The organism is Vibrio sp. B183 (assembly GCF_000740665.1).
Lineage (GTDB): Bacteria > Pseudomonadota > Gammaproteobacteria > Enterobacterales > Vibrionaceae > Vibrio > Vibrio coralliilyticus.
Window position 1 is genome coordinate 338,873 of the sequence record NZ_JPQB01000015.1, and the last position, 17,240, is coordinate 356,112.

Below are 17,240 nucleotides of genomic sequence, written 5' to 3' on the forward strand. Positions count from 1 at the left end.
GAAGGAGGCTTAGGAATTTTGCAGATTGGCTTCTAGTTTAGAAGTTTGCTGAGCGTGGTGTACGTGGGAATGGAATAACATCACGTACGTTACCCATACCTGTTACGTAAGAAACCAGACGTTCAAAGCCTAGGCCGAAACCTGAGTGAGGAACCGTGCCGTAGCGACGAAGGTCACGGTACCAATCCATGTGCTCTGGATCAATGCCGATATCGCGCATGCGGGCATCAAGAACGTCCAGACGCTCTTCACGCTGAGAACCACCGATGATTTCACCAATGCCCGGTGCAAGTACATCCATTGCTGCTACTGTTTTGCCATCTTCGTTGAGGCGCATGTAGAAGGCTTTGATGTCTTTCGGGTAGTTCTTAACGATTACCGGTGCTTTGAAGTGTTCTTCCGCTAGGTAACGCTCGTGCTCAGAAGACATATCGATACCCCATTCAACTGGGAATTCGAAGTCACGGCCAGAGTCGAGAAGAATCTGGATTGCATCAGTGTAATCAACCTGAGCGAAATCAGACTCAACAAATTTCTCTAGGCGAGTAATCGCTTCTTTGTCGATGCGCTGTGCAAAGAACTCAAGGTCATCACGACGCTCTTCTAGTACTGCTTTAAATACGTACTTCAGCATGTCTTCAGACAGTTTGGCGATATCTTCAAGATCAGCGAAAGCAACTTCAGGTTCAACCATCCAGAATTCCGCTAGGTGGCGGCTGGTGTTTGAGTTTTCTGCACGGAACGTAGGGCCGAATGTGTACACTTTGCTTAGCGCACAAGCGTAAGCTTCGCCGTTAAGCTGGCCAGATACCGTTAGGAACGTTTCTTTACCGAAGAAGTCTTCGTTGTAGTCCACTTTGCCTTCTTCTGTGCGCGGTAGGTTTTCCATGTCTAGCGTAGAGACACGGAACATTTCACCTGCACCTTCTGCATCAGAAGCGGTAATAAGTGGCGCAGATACCCAGAAGTAACCTTGCTCGTGGTAGAAACGATGAATTGCCTGAGACAAACAGTTACGTACACGTGCGACTGCACCAATTACGTTCGTACGTGGACGAAGGTGTGCCACTTCACGTAGGTATTCAATCGAGTGGCGAGTTTTCGCCATCGGGTAAGTATCAGCATCTTCAACCCAGCCAACGACTTTTACATCTGTCGCTGCAAGCTCAAAGTCCTGACCTTTCGCTGGAGACTCAACGATAGTACCTGTCACTTCTACAGAACAACCTGTTGTCAGTTTTAGAACTTCTTCGTTGTAATTATTTAGATTATTAGGGACCACGGCCTGAATCGGGTCGAAACAAGAGCCGTCGTAGATGGCAAGGAAAGAGATTCCAGCTTTGGAATCACGACGCGAGCGGATCCAGCCGCGGACAGTTACTTCACTGTCAACTGCTAGCTTACCGCTTAATACGTCTGATACAGGCGCGTAAGTCATGTTGTAAATATTCTCCATTGAGTAAAAAATCAACCCAATGTTTTTTGTGGGCGCACCGAATAAAAAGTGAGCAAACATTGGGTTGGACTGAATTTCATCTATTCAATGGAACATATTACCTTTCAAATTTTAGGCTTCAACCTTTATTCGCTAATAGTGGCGCAAAAAATGTCCAAATCGACTTAATTCTTCCGCGAAAGCGTAAACTGGTTGATTAAAGACTCCAAATGTTCTGAAAGTTGCTCTAGATTCATGCTGATGTCGCGCGTTTTTGCGGCAGATTGAGAGGTGTCATCGGCATGCTGGGTGATGATTTCGACTTTATGTTGCACCTGCTGACTAATGTGAGTGGTATTGCTGGTTTGCTGCTGAATGCTTTGCGCATGAGAGAGCGCTTGTTGCATTTCGGTCACCACTTCAGACATTGCTACAGACAGCGCTTCTATCTCATTAGAGCGTTCATGAGCGGTTTCACACACGGTATCAACGGAGGCCAGTGAGGTCTCACTGTCTTTTTGGAATTGAGAAATGATGTTTTCGATGCTTCCTGTTGCCTGCGAGGTTCGACTTGCGAGCTGGCGTACTTCATCCGCGACCACTGCAAAGCCGCGACCTTGTTCACCTGCGCGCGCGGCTTCAATAGCGGCGTTTAGTGCCAATAGATTGGTTTGCTCCGCAATCCCTTTGATCACTTCTAAAATGGTCGAGACTTCCGCAGTTTGATCGTTGAGCTCAACAATATTGACTTTCACTTGCTCAATATCGGTTACCAGACTCTTGATTTCAGTGCTAGCGTTGTGCGCCTGACCAGCACTTTGTTCAGCGATGCTGGTGGTGTGTTTGATCAAGCTAGAGGCATCATCAGTGGCTTGTTCAACTTGGACTTGCTGAGACTGCATTTGCTCGATGTTGGTCTGGACATCTGAGGTTTCGTTTTGCTGGTTGTGAGCGGCTTGATCGGTAACCTGAGCAACATCAGTGAGCCCCGCAGCCGAACTGGTGAGGTGATGAGAGGTTTCCTGCACTTTTTCTAAGCTGTGGCTAACCGTATCCATAAACGAATTGATCGCTACAGATAGCTGACCAATCTCATCCTTGTTCTTATGCTGAATACGCTTCGAGAGATCTTTACTTTCGCTTACGCTCTGCATGTAACGCGATGTCTTTTGAATCGGGCGAACAATGAATTTACGGATCAGGAACAGAGTCAGCAAAAAGCCGATGAAGCCAAATGTTGCCATTATGGTCACGGCGATAATCGTGCGCTGACTGATCATGCTGTTGACGTGAGATAAGTTGTATTCCAATCGAATGGCGCCGAGCACTTCACCTTCTGGTGCCATGTGACAAGAGACACAGTTGGTTCCGCGATAGTTTTCGCTTGCCTTCATAGGTAATGCGACAACTAAGCCTTTACCCCACTCAGCGGAGATGGGCTCGATGACTAGTTCACCATTGAGCGCACGTTGATCAATCTCGTCTTCAGGCGCTTGGTTTGGTTGGCCAGGCCCGTACAACTTACTGACTGCATCAGCACGAAGTACTTTTACTTGCTCAATACCATCTTGAGCTAGAGCTTTTTGGCGGAGTGTTTCTTTTTGTGCCATGGTTCCAGTCAGCATCATCATATTGAGGCTGTCGAAGTAGTTACTGGCTTTGTCGTGTAGTTGCTCACTGAGGACGGAATTCATCAGCTCTTTTTGTTGCCAATACTGATACGCGGTGGAGGAGGCGAGTACCAGAGAGAAAACCGTGACTAGGGTTGCCAGCAATTTGGTAGTAATGGTTGAGCTCATTTGCAAATGCTTAATTGTTAGAATTGGAATAGACGTCAAATATAATGACGCATATGCACATTCACTCAATGGATGAGCATAGTTATTGTGACCCTACACAATGTGTGGATTATGTAAATGTGATGTGGGGCTTATGTAATCAAAAGTTTGACGTAGTGACGTAATATCGACGTGCTTCGAGTGTGACGTGAATAGTTATTTCAAGACTAGGTGGTAGTGATGTTCAATCCGTTGATGAATACAGAAACTGAGATGACTAGTTTTCAAATGATCAACTACGGGCAAGATAACCGCGAGCCACTATTACGGTGGCTTTTTTTGTCCCAGAAAGAGGCTTATTATCTTTATAGATCAATAATCTCCCAATATGGGGCTTGTTGAGTGGATGAAACGTAATTCAGGTAAGGGTGACTCTATGGCAGCAAAGATTGGCTCGGCGATTCAATTGATATTGGCGCTCTCTATCTTCTATTTGGGATATACGATTCATAGTATGACCACCAAAGTGGGAGAGGTCATCGACACTTATCCTCGAATCATTGAGGACATCAGTACACTTTCCGAAAATCTGCAAGTCAGTGAATGGCTGGCAGTTGCCGATACACTAGAGCAGTTAGTACCAAGGACAATAAAAAGCATTGAAGATGTGACTGCGGCGGTGAATGAAACTAACAAAACCGCGGCATCCATTGACGCAAAAATTCCGTCCATTGTCGAAGAAGTGGCTCTATATCGCCAGTCGGTGATTCCTTTGGTGATTGGAGAGGCCAAACAGTATCGGACAACAGTGATACCAAAAGTATTGGTTGAGAGTGAAGGTTACAGAAAAGAAACCGTTCCTCTTGTCGTTAAAGAATCTCAAGCGTTGCGTGTTGAGATCCCGCCAATGTTGGCGAAGGCCGATGAGATTGTCGATCAAAGCCAGAGAATTGCTGAGCAGGCAACGTCTGGCGCGGTAAAAGGGGTGATAATGTCGCCTATCAATCTGATCAAAGATGCTGGAACCGAGTTGAAAGGAAAAATTATTCTTGAAGACGTGCCTCACTCGGAACAATAAGCGCACGGCTGGTCGCGTCCACAGGTATGAAACTGGACATTTTCTTAGGTACGGACATTGCAATCCAACCATCAATGATTAAGATGGATCTCCTCTTCACGTTGAAGAGCAGGTAGCAGAGGATTTGCTATTTTTGTTCTAAAGGACTGTCTAGTTTTATCGGACGCCTAAAATGATTTTCAAAATTACAACACCTATCATTGAACCGACTGAAGGTTCTCCCCACGCTTTGATCAATGCTTCAGCTTTTTCCCAAGTGTTTCGTCACATCTCTTTTCTACGTCACTCTTTTCTTAGCGTTTTCTTCTTTAAACATCGCTATTCGTATCGCTTCTGATTGTTAGCCATCGCGCTAGGCACGCGCACATCTCAATCTTTTTTTATAATCAAATCAGATACGAAAATTATGAATACAAAACTACTGGGTAGCTCCCTGATCATCTCCGGCACAGCACTGGGTGCTGGCATGCTTGCAATTCCTATGGTTCTGGCACAATTTGGCTTGTGGTACGGAACCTTATTAATGATTTTTATTTGCTTCGGCACAACATATGCTGCATTGCTATTGCTTGAAGCAACTTTGAAAGCGGGTGGAGGCTTAGGGCTTAACTCCATTGCGCGCCAAACGCTCGGCAAGGTTGGACAATTGGTTACCAACCTGCTGCTATACGCACTACTAATCTGCTTATTGATGGCGTATATCCTAGGTGCTGCCGATTTGGTAAGTCAGTTCACGGCTTCCATCGGTCTTGATTTAACGGAAAGTCAAAGCCAGATTCTCTTTACTCTCATTGCAGGCGCAGTGGTGGCTTGTGGTACAGGCGTTATTGACAAGCTAAATCGCAGTTTGTTCTTCATCATGATCGCGAGTTTATCTTTAAGTTTGTTCTTACTACTGCCAGATTTTCGACTGTCGAACCTGTCGCAAGTAATGAATCAAGACCAATTTGAGTTGATTAAAACCAGTGCTGTGCTGTTTACCAGTTTTGGGTTTATGGTGGTGATTCCATCATTGGTTTCTTATAACCATGAAGCCAGCGATCAACAGCTGCGAAACATGGTTATTCTTGGTTCGATCATTCCATTGATCTGTTATTTGTGTTGGTTGTTTGCGGTCGTTGGTAATCTCAGACCTGAACAGTTGGGCGAATTCTCTAATGTCTCCGAGTTGATAGTAGCTTTTGAGCATCACTCGCCATGGATTGGCACCGTGTTGTCTGTATTTACCGGTTTGGCGTTGTTGACCTCGTTTTTTGGCGTGGCGATGTCTTTATTCAACCAAAATACCGACATGTTGAGGAAGAACGGGGTCATTACGTACTTTGTTACCTTCATTCTACCTTTGGCGGGCGCTCTCATGGCAGCAGACAAGTTCCTTGCGGTGCTTAGCTACGCGGGAATCATTTTGGTGTTCCTCGCGGTCTTCGTACCGTTGGCAATGGTCTACAAAATTCGATTGGCGAACGTTGAACCTACTCGGTACACCGCAGAAGGTGGCAGCTTAATGCTGATATTTTCCTTGTTTTTTGGCGGATTTTTGCTGATTTCTCAGGTTATCTAAACAAAAAGGCGGGCTATCCCGCCTTTTTGCTTTCAGCTTAATGAGTAATAGAAACCCTGATGAATATGGGCGCCCAGTGTTGTTAAAAGGTGGGCGCAATCCGCACTTTCTACGCCTTCTACGATTACTTTACACTGATTTGCTTTTCCCATGGCAATCAACTGCCTTAATGTTTCGATGCGCTTGTTGTCCTTCTTGAGGCCAATAACAAACTCTCTATCAATCTTAAGGTAATCGGGCTTAATCTTGCTAATAAGTTCAACGTTGTTATTTCCTGTCCCAAAATCATCGATACTGATAGAGCAGCCGAGTGTTTTCAGTCTTGTAATATTCTGATAAATCTCATTCGTATAATACATGGACGCATTTTCAGTAATCTCAACGGTCAAGTAGCTGCAATCATATTGTTTAAGCTCTTCATAAAGTACAGAGAAGCGTTTACCTCTTAGCAGGGAAGGGCAAACGTTGATACTTAAAGGAGCAATCAGAGCCTTGCTAGTGCTAAAGATAATGCGGATAACCAATAGAGTGTGTAGCAACAGCAATTTGTTTGCGATCAGTGTTTCAATGAACTTCTGAGTGTTCGAAACACTAAAGCGAGATAGGGCTTCGTAGTGAATATTCTGATGACTGGTTGTATCGTAAATGGGCTCCAGTTTGAGATTAAATCGGCGAATTGCCCAAAAATATTGAATTAACGCGAGTAAGCGTTTGTAGCGAATGATGATAATCAGCATCGCAGTAAAGAGTAAAATATTCTTAATTGGATTTGAAACGTAGAAAAACTCTTTGAACCCATCTCCTTGCTCTTTAGAAACAAACACTTTTCCGTCAGTACTACCAATGTTAAACGAGTTTCCGGTGTTGGTGCATACTTTCATTCCTGCTAGAAACATGGTGGAAATATAGCTATCAATTGAGCGATATAGGTTAATGTTCCTCACCCGTACCGTCATTTTGGTGTTGTTCTTCTCCATTGAGTGCGTAGTGTAGCTGCTGTTTTTAAACCACTCATCGTACTGGACTCGGCTGACCGGCATAACAGAATCGGCAGTGATCAGGCAGTAGATATTGAACTTGTCGATCATCATGCTTGATTCAATAAGCTCGGCGTCATCGAAAAGTGACTTCAGTGTGTTCGGATCAGAAAAACAAGATTGCTCGGATAGTGCATCTGTAAAGTCTTCAACATCGCCAAAATACCCCTGATTCAAAATACTACTTATCGCGTAATAGCAAACGGCAAAAAAGATAAAGCTGGCGACAGCTAAAGTCAGCCCTAGGTCTGTATAGAGCTTTTTGTCCGTAAGACATAGGGCGATAGCGTAACGAATAGTGTGCTTAGATGTTTTGCTGATTTTTAGTTGCTGCTGAACGCCATTTTGCTGATTGTCATGACTTTTAAAAGGCACAAAATATCCAATTCGGTGGATGTTTTCGATGACATTTTGGCGCGAATCCAGATGCGATTTGGTCAGTTGCTTAAACTTTTTTCGTAACGAGGCGACGATGTTTTTAAATCCGTTCTCAGGCAGCGTGACATTGTGATGTTGAGAGATTTTGCGTTCGATACAACGCTGGCTTATCGGGGCATTTAACGTTCCGTAACAAGAGATGATACTTAAAATCAGATATTCATTTTGGCTGATTGAAAGAGAAGAATGTCGTGTGTTGTTTAATTCTAATGAGATGTCGCTGTCTGACAAACAAACGCAGATTTGGTTTCCTAATTCAAACCTAATCATTTGTGAAGGCGCTCCTGGGATTAAATGTAGCGGGAAGTTATCAATAATGAGACAAGTTGGATGTGATGTATTGCGAGCATATCCAAAGTAAGAGGATATAGTGTCTTATTTAGCTTTTTTTATATATTTAACTACGTGATTTTAAAAAGGATGCAAGCGTAACAGATAGGAAGGGGAGACAGGAAATAAAAAAGCCCGAGCGACTGCCCAGGCTTTCCAAACAAGATATCTTAAAGTGTTAGCAGATAACTTTTACTGCAAGGCCACCTTGAGAAGTTTCGCGGTATTTTGCGTTCATGTCTTTACCGGTTTCTAGCATGGTCTCGATAACCTTATCCAGAGACACAGTCGGAGCCGATGAACGACGCAGAGCCATACGAGAGGAGTTGATCGACTTCACGGCAGCAATACCATTACGTTCGATACATGGAACCTGGACCTGACCCGCAACAGGATCGCACGTTAGACCTAGGTTGTGCTCCATCGCGATTTCCGCAGCCATACAGACTTGCTCTGGGCTACCACCCATAAGCTCGGCAAGACCAGCCGCTGCCATTGAACACGCTACGCCGACTTCACCCTGACAACCAACTTCCGCACCAGAGATTGACGCGTTACGCTTGTAAAGGCCACCGATCGCGCCAGAAGCCGCGAAGTAGCGGATGTAATCTTTCTCAGTGACGGTTTGAATAAACTTGTCATAGTAGGCTAAAACCGCAGGGATAATGCCACACGCACCGTTTGTTGGTGCTGTAACTACACGGCCACCTGCTGCGTTTTCTTCATTAACGGCGAAAGCAAACATGTTGACCCAGTCTACAACAGCCATTGGATCGTTAGTCGTTTTCTCAGAAGTCATCAGTTGCTGGCGAAGAGCCGCAGCACGGCGAGGTACACGAAGTGGACCAGGCAGAATACCTTCCGTATTCATTCCGCGATCCATACACTCGCGCATGGTTTTCCAAATGTTAGCAAAGTAAGTGCGAGACTCTTCTTCAGAGTGCAGTGCGGCCTGGTTCTTCATCACTAGTGTACTGATGGAGAGGCCGCTTTCTTTACACTGGTTCACCAGCTCTTCAGCGGTTGTGAATTCGTAAGGCGCTTTAATCGGGTTTTCTTCTTCTTTGCCGAAGTTTTCTTCGTCAACGATGAAACCACCACCGATTGAGTAATAGGTTTTTGAGTACACTTTCTCGTTGTCGATCCAAGCGTGGATCTGCATACCATTTTCGTGCAACTCAAGGTTAGTAGTATGGAAGTTCATACCACCATCTTTCGGGAACGATACTGTGTGACAGTGCATGCCAACAGGTAGGCGCTCAGTTTCTTCTACACGAGCGATAAAGCCCGGAATAGAATCAATATCGACTTTCTCAGGGGTGTTGCCTGCAAGACCCATAATAATAGCGATATCCGTGTGGTGACCTTTCCCTGTCAGTGATAGCGATCCATAAACGTCAACGGTGATTTTAGTGATGTCGCGCAATTTTCCCATTGAGCGTAAATCATCAATAAACTCTTTGCCCGCCTTCATTGGGCCTACAGTGTGCGAACTTGAAGGACCAACACCGATTTTATAGATGTCAAAAACACTAATCATATCGATTTCCTCAAAACAAAGCCTCCCAACGGGGAGCGGGAGGCTTATTATTATCGTTATATTTTTTGTTTAACCACTTAATTCACTAGTGTGATTAAAGTGCTCCGTAGATTACAGAACTAATTGCCGCAAGACCACAGATTGTTGTGAAAATCTGAACAGGCGCAGAAGTTTTGTACTTCGCCATTGCTGGTACTTTTTGCATCGCAAAAACAGGCATTAGGAATAGGATCGCTGCAATCATTGGCGCGCCCATGGTTTCAATCATGCCAAGGATGCTTGGGTTAACAATAGCCACAATCCAAGTGGTGATAACGATGAAAAGAAGAGAAGCTTTTTCAATCTTGCTCTTTGGTGCTTCAGAGCGAGATTTGATTAGACCCACAAGACCTTCATGTGCTCCTAGGAAGTGACCAAAGTAGCTAGACGTAATTGCTGCGAATGCTACAAGTGGACCCATGTAAGAGATAAGTGGAGACTCATGAACGTTTGCTAGGTAAGACAGTACAGAGATGTTCTGTTCTTGCGCCATTGCTAGCTGCTCTGGAGATAGAGACAGTACAACAGAGAATACGAAGAACATAACAAAGCCCATCAGCATCATTGCTGCGCCGCCAGTGATAGCATCTGTTTTCTGAACAGCATTTTCACCGTACACACGACGTTGCTCTTTAGAAAACTGAGAGATGATTGGGCTGTGGTTGAAAGAGAAAACGATGATTGGGATTGCTAGCCAAACGATAGAAGGCATTGCAGACCAGTCAGGTGCGACTTCAACCATTGAGCTGTTCCAGTCAGGAATCAGGTAGAAAGACAGAGCAAGAAGGATGAATACCAATGGGTATACCATCGCAGAAGTAGCTTTCAACATTAGCTCTTTACCGAATACAACACCCGCAGTCATGGCTGCAATCAGTGCTCCAGATAGTAGCCAACGAGGGATAGATTCCATGCCCATTTGGTTGACTAGGAAAGAATCTACTGTGTTTGTGATACCAACACCATAGATAAGAACAATAGGGTAAATAGCGAAGAAATAAGCAAAAGTAATAAGGTTTGCGCCAGTTTTACCGAAATGTTCTTCCACTGTATCAGTGATATCAGCTTCAGGGTTTTTCGCAGAAAGAACGAAACGAGCCAGTGATTTGTGAGCGAACCAAGTCATTGGTGCTGCGATTAGTGCAAGGATAACTAATGGCCAAAAGCCGCCAGCACCCGCTTTGATTGGAAGAAATAGTACGCCAGCACCTACTGCAGTACCGAAAAGTGACAGACACCAAGTGAAGTCTTTGTAAGAAAACTTACTAGACGATTGTGCGGTCGAAACCGCTGAATTTGTAGCATTCATTTTGTGATACTCATTTTTGGGAACAGGAAATAAGTCGAGTGCAATTTTGCATAAAAATCTTGCACGAAAAATAGATCTAAATCATGAATTGATACGAGTTATAACATGATATGTCAAAAACAGGTTTTTGCTCACGAAAATGATGTGCTACTAGTGATTTATGCTAATCCATTTCATTAGAAAAACTAATCTTGTTGCAAATTTGTTTTATGCATGTCGCGAGAAAACGTTTGCCTTATTGATGAATAGTTTAACTAATGTGATGAAACTTCGAACAATATTAAGATTTATTAATATTGATGCATAATATGTTTCTGCATGGCATGGATAATTTGCGCTGTCATTCCCCAAATGAAGTGCTTTTCGTAGGATAAGCCAAATACACGGTGTGAATGATTGCGGAACTGAAAACGTTCACTGTGCAGGTGGTGTTTATCAAGAACAATTTCTGCGGGTACTTCAAAAACCTCATCCACTTCATTGGTGTCAATGGTTGTCTCATAGTCTGATGAAACGAAAGCTAGGAAAGGTGTTACTGTAAATTTGCTGATCGTCACCAGTTCTGGCATCTGACCAAAAATGGAAATCTTACCGTGTTCAATGCCGATTTCCTCGTAAGTTTCTCTTAACGCTGTATCAGCCAGTGAATTGTCCCAGTCTTCATATTTTCCACCCGGAAAACTGACCTGCCCGGGATGATGTTTTAAGTGCTTTGCGCGTTTGGTGAAAATGATGTTCAGCCCATCGCCCCTCTCAACAAAACCTATAAGTACTGAGGCTTTACGTAAGGATGCATGATTGATATGTGCAACTCGTTTTATTGTTTCGTGGTGGTAGTCGACGGTTTGCTGTAACTGGAACTTCTGAATTAATTGATTTTTATTGAGTTCTGACAACACGTTAGCTCCATATGCGTATTTGAAAAACTATACTTTATGATTCATGCTTGAAAGACCATCATATACCAAGGATAGCTTAATATATGAAAGGAATTATCTTCACAGAATTTATGGACTTAGTCGAAGAGAAGTTTGGCCTTGATGCACTTGATCAACTGCTTTCTGATGCGGGTGATGAAGGCATTTACACATCAGTAGGCAGTTATGACCACAAAGCTTTGGTAAAACTTATCGTCCAGTTGAGTAAACAAACGGGTATTCCAGCTGAAGAGCTACAGCGCGTTTTTGGGCAATCTGTCTTCGAAAATCTTTACGAATCGTTGCCTGAGCGTAGTAGCCTTCAAGGGTGTAAAAACTCTCTTCAGTTTATTCGTTTAGTTGAGGACTATATCCATATTGAAGTGAAAAAACTTTATCAAGAAGCTAACCCTCCACGTTTTGAATTCATTTCTGAAACGGAAACAGAAATGATCTTTGACTACAAAAGCGCCCGCTGTATGTCCCATGTCTGCTTAGGCTTGATTGAGGGATGTGCCCAGCATTTTGATGAGTCACTTAATATTGCAATGGAAAACAACGACAAAAGCGGTAATGATGTTAGGTTCAAGGTTGCGGTCGTCGGGTAAAATCAATGAGTAGTGAGTCTGCGCTAGAACGGAAACTTGCCAGAGAGATTGCTGCACGCAAGCAAGCGGAATTGTTGCTGGAGCAGAAAAGCCTCGAACTTTACGAAGCGAATGAACACCTAAAACTGGTTCTTACGCAGCTTAAAAGGCAAACACACAAAGACTTGCATAAGCTAGCGTTCGAGGAGCAAATTAACGAAACTCTGATTCATTTTGGACGTGCTTTCCTCAGTCGTACCTTGGATGATGGTTTGCTTTCTAATCTTCTTGAACGACTCGATTCCTCATCTGCGTTGACCGAATCGGGTTTGTTTCTAGCGACCGATATTGTTTCAACGATTCACGATAGCCGCTTCGGGCACGCGCAAAGGGACAAGGTAGATGAGATCAAGCCCTATGCATTTTGGGAAGAAGACAGAGTATCTCTTCCGTTAGAGATTGATCATAAGGTGGTGGGAGAGTTATCGGTACTCACAGAAGATCAAGACATCGAGGAGGAGTTTGTAGTTAGTCAGATGCGCTTGGTCGCGGATTTGCTTTGCAGCGCCATCAGCCGACAAATTATGTTAACGAATACCCAAGAAGCTAGAGCCAGAGCAGAAGAATCGGAAAGAGCGACAAAAGAGTTTGTCGCCATGATTAATCATGAGTTGAGAACGCCACTAAATGGCTTGCTTGGTAGCGCTGAATTGCTCGCCGATACCTCGCTAGACGAAGAGCAACGTACTTTGCTAACAAATCTATCTCATACGGGGGATTTTTTAAGACATATCATCAACGATATTCTTGATTTCAGTAAGATGAGTGCGGGAATGATGGAGCTTATTCCATCGACTTTTGCTTGGAAAGAATTAACGAACATGCTTCAGGGCGTGTTTGCGAATAAAGCTCAGGAAAAAGGGATTCAGTTTTCAATTCACTCGGCTCCGGAAGTCCCCGATTTTCTGATAGGAGATTTCGACCGTATTTGCCAAATTCTGATTAACCTAGTCGGAAATGCAATCAAGTTTACCTCTGCGGGCTCTGTACAGGTTGAAGTCTTCTGGCAAGAAAACAACCTTCATATCTCGGTCAAAGATACGGGAATAGGGATACCAGAAGGAGCGAAAACGATTCTTTTCGATCCTTTTGTACAAGCAGACAGAACCGCTAAACGTAATTTTGAGGGAACAGGACTAGGGCTGGCTATTTGTAAAAATCTTATAGATTTGATGAAAGGCGAAATCAGCTTTACCAGCCAGACAGGTGTTGGTACCCAGTTCAAACTATCCATCCCACTTAAAGTTTCGACTCAAGAGTCGAAGATAGAGAAAACCGACAGTGGTGTAACCAAACCGCTAGAAAGCTTGTCTATTTTAGTGGTGGATGACATTCGGATGAACCAAGTCATTATTAACCAAATGCTGAAGAAGTTATCGATCACCCCTGATATTGCCAGTAATGGCTTAGAAGCCATAAAAGCGGCGTCGGGAAGCAGCTACGACTTGATCTTTATGGATTGCCGAATGCCGGAAATGGATGGTTTTGAGGCGACCAGTTATCTTAGAGAGCAAGAATTTAGCCAACCGATCATTGCCTTGACTGCAGGAACGACACTTGAAGAACGTGAAAAGTGTATCCAGTGCGGTATGGATGACATTTTAACCAAACCTTATACCGCAAAAGATCTCAGATTGATGCTTGAAAAGTGGGCTTAACTTTCGAGCACAGGCAGAATTCTACACAGCTTGTCTAACGTTTCCTGATACTCAGCGTCATTTTCACTGTCTGCGACTAAACCGCCTCCAGCCCAGACATAAATCTGATTATTTTCTGCGATGAGAGTGCGTATCGTAATGCTGGTATCCATTGCGCCATGGCGGCTGATATAACCAATACTACCGCAATAGGCACTGCGTCTATGAGGCTCTAACTCTTCAATGATTTCCATAGCACGGATTTTGGGTGCACCAGTGATGGATCCTCCCGGAAAACTGGCTCGTAACAGATCAGCAGGAGAGTAGGGTGAATCCAGCTCTGCCCGAATGGTGCTCACTAAATGGTGAACGGCAGGGAAGCTCTCAATATCAAACAGCTTAGGTACATGTACACTTCCTGGCTTCGCCACTCTGCCGACATCATTGCGCAGCAGATCGACGATCATCAAGTTCTCAGCCTGATCTTTCTCTGCATGGGCGAGCTCATGTGCTGAAGCCGTATCCTTAGTAGCATCCGGATAGCGTGGGCGAGTACCTTTGATTGGCTTAGTTTCAATTTGTCTATCATGAACTTGAAGGAAGCGTTCTGGTGAGACACTGAGGATTGCACTGTGTTCGGTGCGAACGAATGCTGAAAATGGCCCTTTATTGTAGGATTCCAGTTTTTGATAGGCTTGCCATTCGCTTCCTGAATATTTTGCCTGAAATCGCTGGGCAAGGTTGATTTGGTAGCAATCTCCAGAGCGCAAATACTCTTGTACGCTGGCAAACTTTTCGCTGTAACTCTCTTTAGTCATGTTTGACTGCCAAGCACTCTGTAGAGCAAACTTGGCCTGAGTTGGAAGAGACTGAGAAACCAACCAATCGTAGTGGCGTTCTACCTCTTCGCCTACGACAAATGCCTGCTGTCGCTTGTGATCAACGATCACTGCCCATTGATACAGACCAACAGCCATGTCAGGAGTTGTCAGGTCTTGTTGTGCAATTTGAGGTAATCGCTCAACACGTCGGCCAAGATCGTAAGCAAAGTAACCCAGTACTCCTCCCACAAATGGAAGTTCGCCAGAGTACTGCTGCTCTGGTAACCATTGAGTTTGCTGCTGTTCGAGCAAGGTAAAAGGATCACCGTCAGAGTCAAAAGTCTCTTGTGGAGTGACAACTCGAGTGGTGTTGCCTGATGTAGTCAATGTTACCAGTGGATTAGCAACCAAGATGTCAAATCGGCTGTCGACATGGCTCTCTGATGCGGAACGTAACAACATTGCCCAAGGCTTAGATTCTATGGGGCTAAAAAGCTGCTTGGATAGCTCTGGGTGATAGTTAATCGGCTTGATTTCTAAGCAATTTGGCGCGTTGTTATTCATTTGTTTAATTTGTGACAAAGAGTTCGTTCACTGCATGGCAAGAGAGGGAAACCAAGAGTATCATATTGCGAACTATCGCCGCTACATTGACGTTTTATAATAAAAAGGTGATGTCAGTCTTCTAAACTTGCTTATATAAGCAAACGTTTTGATAGCGGTATAAAGGAAGCATAACTATAACGAGGCATGCAATGACGGTAATTCGCAAGCAAGATGTGATCAGCAGTGTCGCTGATGCACTTCAGTACATTTCGTACTATCACCCTCTGGACTTTGTTCAAGCCCTGGAAAAAGCCTATCACAAAGAAGAAAGTCAGGCGGCTAAAGACGCTATGGCTCAGATTCTGATTAACTCCCGTATGTCTGCAGAAGGTCACCGACCGATCTGTCAGGACACTGGTATCGTGACCTGTTTTGTTAACATCGGTATGCAAGTTCAATGGGACTCGACCGATATGACAGTACAACAGATGGTCGATGAAGGTGTACGTCAGGCATACACCAATCCAGACAACCCACTTCGAGCGTCAGTACTGCTTGACCCTGCGGGCAAGCGTATTAACACGAAAGACAATACGCCGGCGGTTGTACACATCAATATGGTACCGGGCAATACGGTTGAAATCCAAATTGCAGCCAAAGGCGGTGGTTCGGAAAACAAAACTAAGATGGTAATGCTTAACCCATCAGATGATATTGCAGAGTGGGTAGAAAAAACCTTGCCAACGATGGGCGCAGGCTGGTGTCCACCGGGCATGCTGGGTATAGGTATTGGTGGTACTGCGGAAAAAGCAGCGGTACTGGCAAAAGAATCTCTAATGGAACACATTGATATTCAAGAGTTGATCGAACGTGGTCCAGAAAACGCTGAAGAAGAGTTACGTCTAGATATTTTCAATCGTGTCAATAAGCTTGGTATCGGTGCGCAGGGCCTTGGCGGTTTAACTACCGTGGTAGATGTGAAGATCAAAACAGCGCCAACGCATGCCGCTTCTAAGCCAGTGTGCTTGATTCCAAACTGCGCGGCGACAAGACACGTTCACTTCACTTTGGATGGCTCAGGTCCTGCGGATCTTACACCACCTAAACTTGAAGAGTGGCCAGATATCACTTGGGAAGCGGGAGCAAACACTCGTCGCGTGAACCTTGAAGAGGTGACTCAGGCAGATGTAGAACAGTGGAAGACCGGCGAAACCGTTTTGCTGTCTGGTAAGATCCTGACAGGTCGTGATGCTGCTCATAAACGTATTCAGGGCATGCTAGAAAGTGGTGAAGGGCTGCCTGAAGGTGTCGACTTTAAAGGGAAGTTTATCTATTACGTAGGCCCTGTTGATGCAGTAGGTGATGAGGCAGTTGGTCCTGCAGGCCCGACTACCTCAACTCGTATGGACAAGTTCACCGATATGATGCTTGAAGAAACTGGCATTATGGGCATGATTGGTAAAGCAGAGCGTGGTCCAGCGACGGTAGAGTCGATCAAAAAGCATAAAGCGGTTTATCTGATGGCAGTTGGCGGCGCGGCTTACCTTGTGGCAAAAGCTATCAAGAAAGCACGCGTTGTGGCGTTTGAAGACCTAGGTATGGAAGCGATTTATGAGTTTGAAGTCGAAGACATGCCAGTGACCGTTGCTGTAGATTCAACTGGTGCTAATGCTCACCAGATTGGTCCTGATACTTGGAAAGTGAAAATTCAGGAAATGGAATCTCAAGCCTGATCTTTGTGAGAAATGGCTGAATTACATAGCAAATATTTGATGAAGGTGCGACAGAGGCCGCGCCTTTTTTTATATACTGTTCTCTGCATTGAAGAACTTCAGGAGCATTCATGCCTCGATTTATTCAAATCTTACAGCTAATCATTGCCATAGTTGTAGGTGTTTTCATCGGCTACGATATTGTCCTTCACGGCATCAGCATCTTTAATCAAAAGTACGTAATGATCACCTGTGCTTTGTTTGTATTGCTGGAGATTGCGTTGTTTGTCATCTACAAGCTGATTGAAGACGACTAGACACAATGCAATATGTGATACCCAAGTGACATACTAAGCCTCTGATTTATATCGGAGGCTTTTTTATTCATCTTTCATTAAGATTACAATGGTTAGGA

At 44.4% G+C, this 17,240-nt stretch carries 13 protein-coding genes; 6 read left to right on the forward strand and 7 right to left on the reverse strand.

Translation table 11 applies throughout. The features are described 5' to 3' along the window. Positions 1–37: 37 nt before the first annotated feature. A complete protein-coding gene (gene asnS, locus IX95_RS17825) occupies positions 38–1,438 on the reverse strand; it encodes an asparagine--tRNA ligase (protein WP_029236143.1) in 1,401 nt (466 codons plus the stop codon). A gap of 182 nt (positions 1,439–1,620) precedes the next feature. Beyond that, positions 1,621–3,234 (reverse strand): methyl-accepting chemotaxis protein, encoded by a 1,614-nt coding sequence (locus IX95_RS17830; protein WP_006958905.1) that lies wholly within the window; start codon positions 3,232–3,234, stop codon positions 1,621–1,623. A 415-nt stretch (positions 3,235–3,649) separates the two neighbouring features. On the opposite strand from IX95_RS17830, the gene IX95_RS17835 reads away from it, so the two are divergent. Then, on the forward strand, positions 3,650–4,291 hold the full coding sequence (locus IX95_RS17835) for a hypothetical protein (RefSeq protein ID WP_038162775.1): 642 nt from the start codon (positions 3,650–3,652) through the stop codon (positions 4,289–4,291). 406 nt (positions 4,292–4,697) lie between these two features. Then, positions 4,698–5,852 (forward strand): amino acid permease, encoded by a 1,155-nt coding sequence (locus tag IX95_RS17840; protein ID WP_038162518.1) that lies wholly within the window; start codon positions 4,698–4,700, stop codon positions 5,850–5,852. A gap of 32 nt (positions 5,853–5,884) precedes the next feature. On the opposite strand, the gene tpdA is transcribed toward IX95_RS17840, so the two are convergent. The 4 genes from tpdA to IX95_RS17860 all read right to left on the reverse strand — a co-directional run bounded on the left by tpdA (position 5,885) and on the right by IX95_RS17860 (position 11,444). Beyond that, positions 5,885–7,597, reverse strand: a complete 1,713-nt coding sequence (gene tpdA, locus IX95_RS17845; protein WP_038162521.1) for a cyclic di-GMP phosphodiesterase TpdA — start codon at positions 7,595–7,597, stop codon at positions 5,885–5,887. A 238-nt stretch (positions 7,598–7,835) separates the two neighbouring features. Then, entirely contained in the window at positions 7,836–9,197 is a 1,362-nt protein-coding gene (locus IX95_RS17850; protein ID WP_019276100.1) for an L-serine ammonia-lyase, read from the reverse strand. Positions 9,198–9,291: 94 nt separating this feature from the next. Continuing rightward, the gene (locus tag IX95_RS17855) at positions 9,292–10,545 is read right to left on the reverse strand and encodes an aromatic amino acid transport family protein (RefSeq protein WP_019276101.1); all 1,254 of its coding nucleotides are present in this window, start codon (positions 10,543–10,545) and stop codon (positions 9,292–9,294) included. Between the two features lie 290 nt (positions 10,546–10,835). Continuing rightward, positions 10,836–11,444 (reverse strand): CoA pyrophosphatase, encoded by a 609-nt coding sequence (locus IX95_RS17860; RefSeq protein ID WP_038162524.1) that lies wholly within the window; start codon positions 11,442–11,444, stop codon positions 10,836–10,838. Between the two features lie 83 nt (positions 11,445–11,527). Here IX95_RS17860 and IX95_RS17865 point away from each other — a divergent pair, with 83 nt between their 5' ends. Together IX95_RS17865 and IX95_RS17870 are read left to right on the forward strand one after the other, a co-directional pair. Continuing rightward, a complete protein-coding gene (locus IX95_RS17865; RefSeq protein WP_038162527.1) occupies positions 11,528–12,070 on the forward strand; it encodes a heme NO-binding domain-containing protein in 543 nt (180 codons plus the stop codon). A gap of 5 nt (positions 12,071–12,075) precedes the next feature. Next, the gene (locus tag IX95_RS17870; RefSeq protein WP_038162530.1) at positions 12,076–13,767 is read left to right on the forward strand and encodes an ATP-binding protein; all 1,692 of its coding nucleotides are present in this window, start codon (positions 12,076–12,078) and stop codon (positions 13,765–13,767) included. Here the strand turns inward: IX95_RS17870 and pabB are convergent. Continuing rightward, the gene (pabB, locus tag IX95_RS17875) at positions 13,764–15,131 is read right to left on the reverse strand and encodes an aminodeoxychorismate synthase component 1 (protein WP_038162533.1); all 1,368 of its coding nucleotides are present in this window, start codon (positions 15,129–15,131) and stop codon (positions 13,764–13,766) included. The genes IX95_RS17870 and pabB overlap by 4 nt on opposite strands. 191 nt (positions 15,132–15,322) lie before the next feature. On the opposite strand from pabB, the gene IX95_RS17880 reads away from it, so the two are divergent. Beyond that, positions 15,323–16,846, forward strand: a complete 1,524-nt coding sequence (locus IX95_RS17880) for a fumarate hydratase (protein ID WP_006958887.1) — start codon at positions 15,323–15,325, stop codon at positions 16,844–16,846. Positions 16,847–16,956: 110 nt separating this feature from the next. Then, complete coding sequence (locus IX95_RS17885) at positions 16,957–17,142, forward strand: hypothetical protein (protein ID WP_038162536.1); 186 nt, start codon at positions 16,957–16,959, stop codon at positions 17,140–17,142. Positions 17,143–17,240: the final 98 nt, after the last annotated feature.

What these genes read in the sequence shown, in the direction of transcription:
- tpdA (WP_038162521.1), bottom strand. Translation starts at nt 7,597, where the DNA reads ATGATTAGGTTTGAATTAGGAAACCAAATCTGCGTTTGTTTGTCAGAC.
- IX95_RS17830 (WP_006958905.1), bottom strand. Translation starts at nt 3,234, where the DNA reads ATGAGCTCAACCATTACTACCAAATTGCTGGCAACCCTAGTCACGGTT.
- IX95_RS17880 (WP_006958887.1), top strand. Translation starts at nt 15,323, where the DNA reads ATGACGGTAATTCGCAAGCAAGATGTGATCAGCAGTGTCGCTGATGCA.
- IX95_RS17840 (WP_038162518.1), top strand. Translation starts at nt 4,698, where the DNA reads ATGAATACAAAACTACTGGGTAGCTCCCTGATCATCTCCGGCACAGCA.
- IX95_RS17865 (WP_038162527.1), top strand. Translation starts at nt 11,528, where the DNA reads ATGAAAGGAATTATCTTCACAGAATTTATGGACTTAGTCGAAGAGAAG.
- asnS (WP_029236143.1), bottom strand. Translation starts at nt 1,438, where the DNA reads ATGACTTACGCGCCTGTATCAGACGTATTAAGCGGTAAGCTAGCAGTT.
- pabB (WP_038162533.1), bottom strand. Translation starts at nt 15,131, where the DNA reads ATGAATAACAACGCGCCAAATTGCTTAGAAATCAAGCCGATTAACTAT.
- IX95_RS17855 (WP_019276101.1), bottom strand. Translation starts at nt 10,545, where the DNA reads ATGAATGCTACAAATTCAGCGGTTTCGACCGCACAATCGTCTAGTAAG.
- IX95_RS17885 (WP_038162536.1), top strand. Translation starts at nt 16,957, where the DNA reads ATGCCTCGATTTATTCAAATCTTACAGCTAATCATTGCCATAGTTGTA.
- IX95_RS17850 (WP_019276100.1), bottom strand. Translation starts at nt 9,197, where the DNA reads ATGATTAGTGTTTTTGACATCTATAAAATCGGTGTTGGTCCTTCAAGT.
- IX95_RS17835 (WP_038162775.1), top strand. Translation starts at nt 3,650, where the DNA reads ATGGCAGCAAAGATTGGCTCGGCGATTCAATTGATATTGGCGCTCTCT.
- IX95_RS17870 (WP_038162530.1), top strand. Translation starts at nt 12,076, where the DNA reads ATGAGTAGTGAGTCTGCGCTAGAACGGAAACTTGCCAGAGAGATTGCT.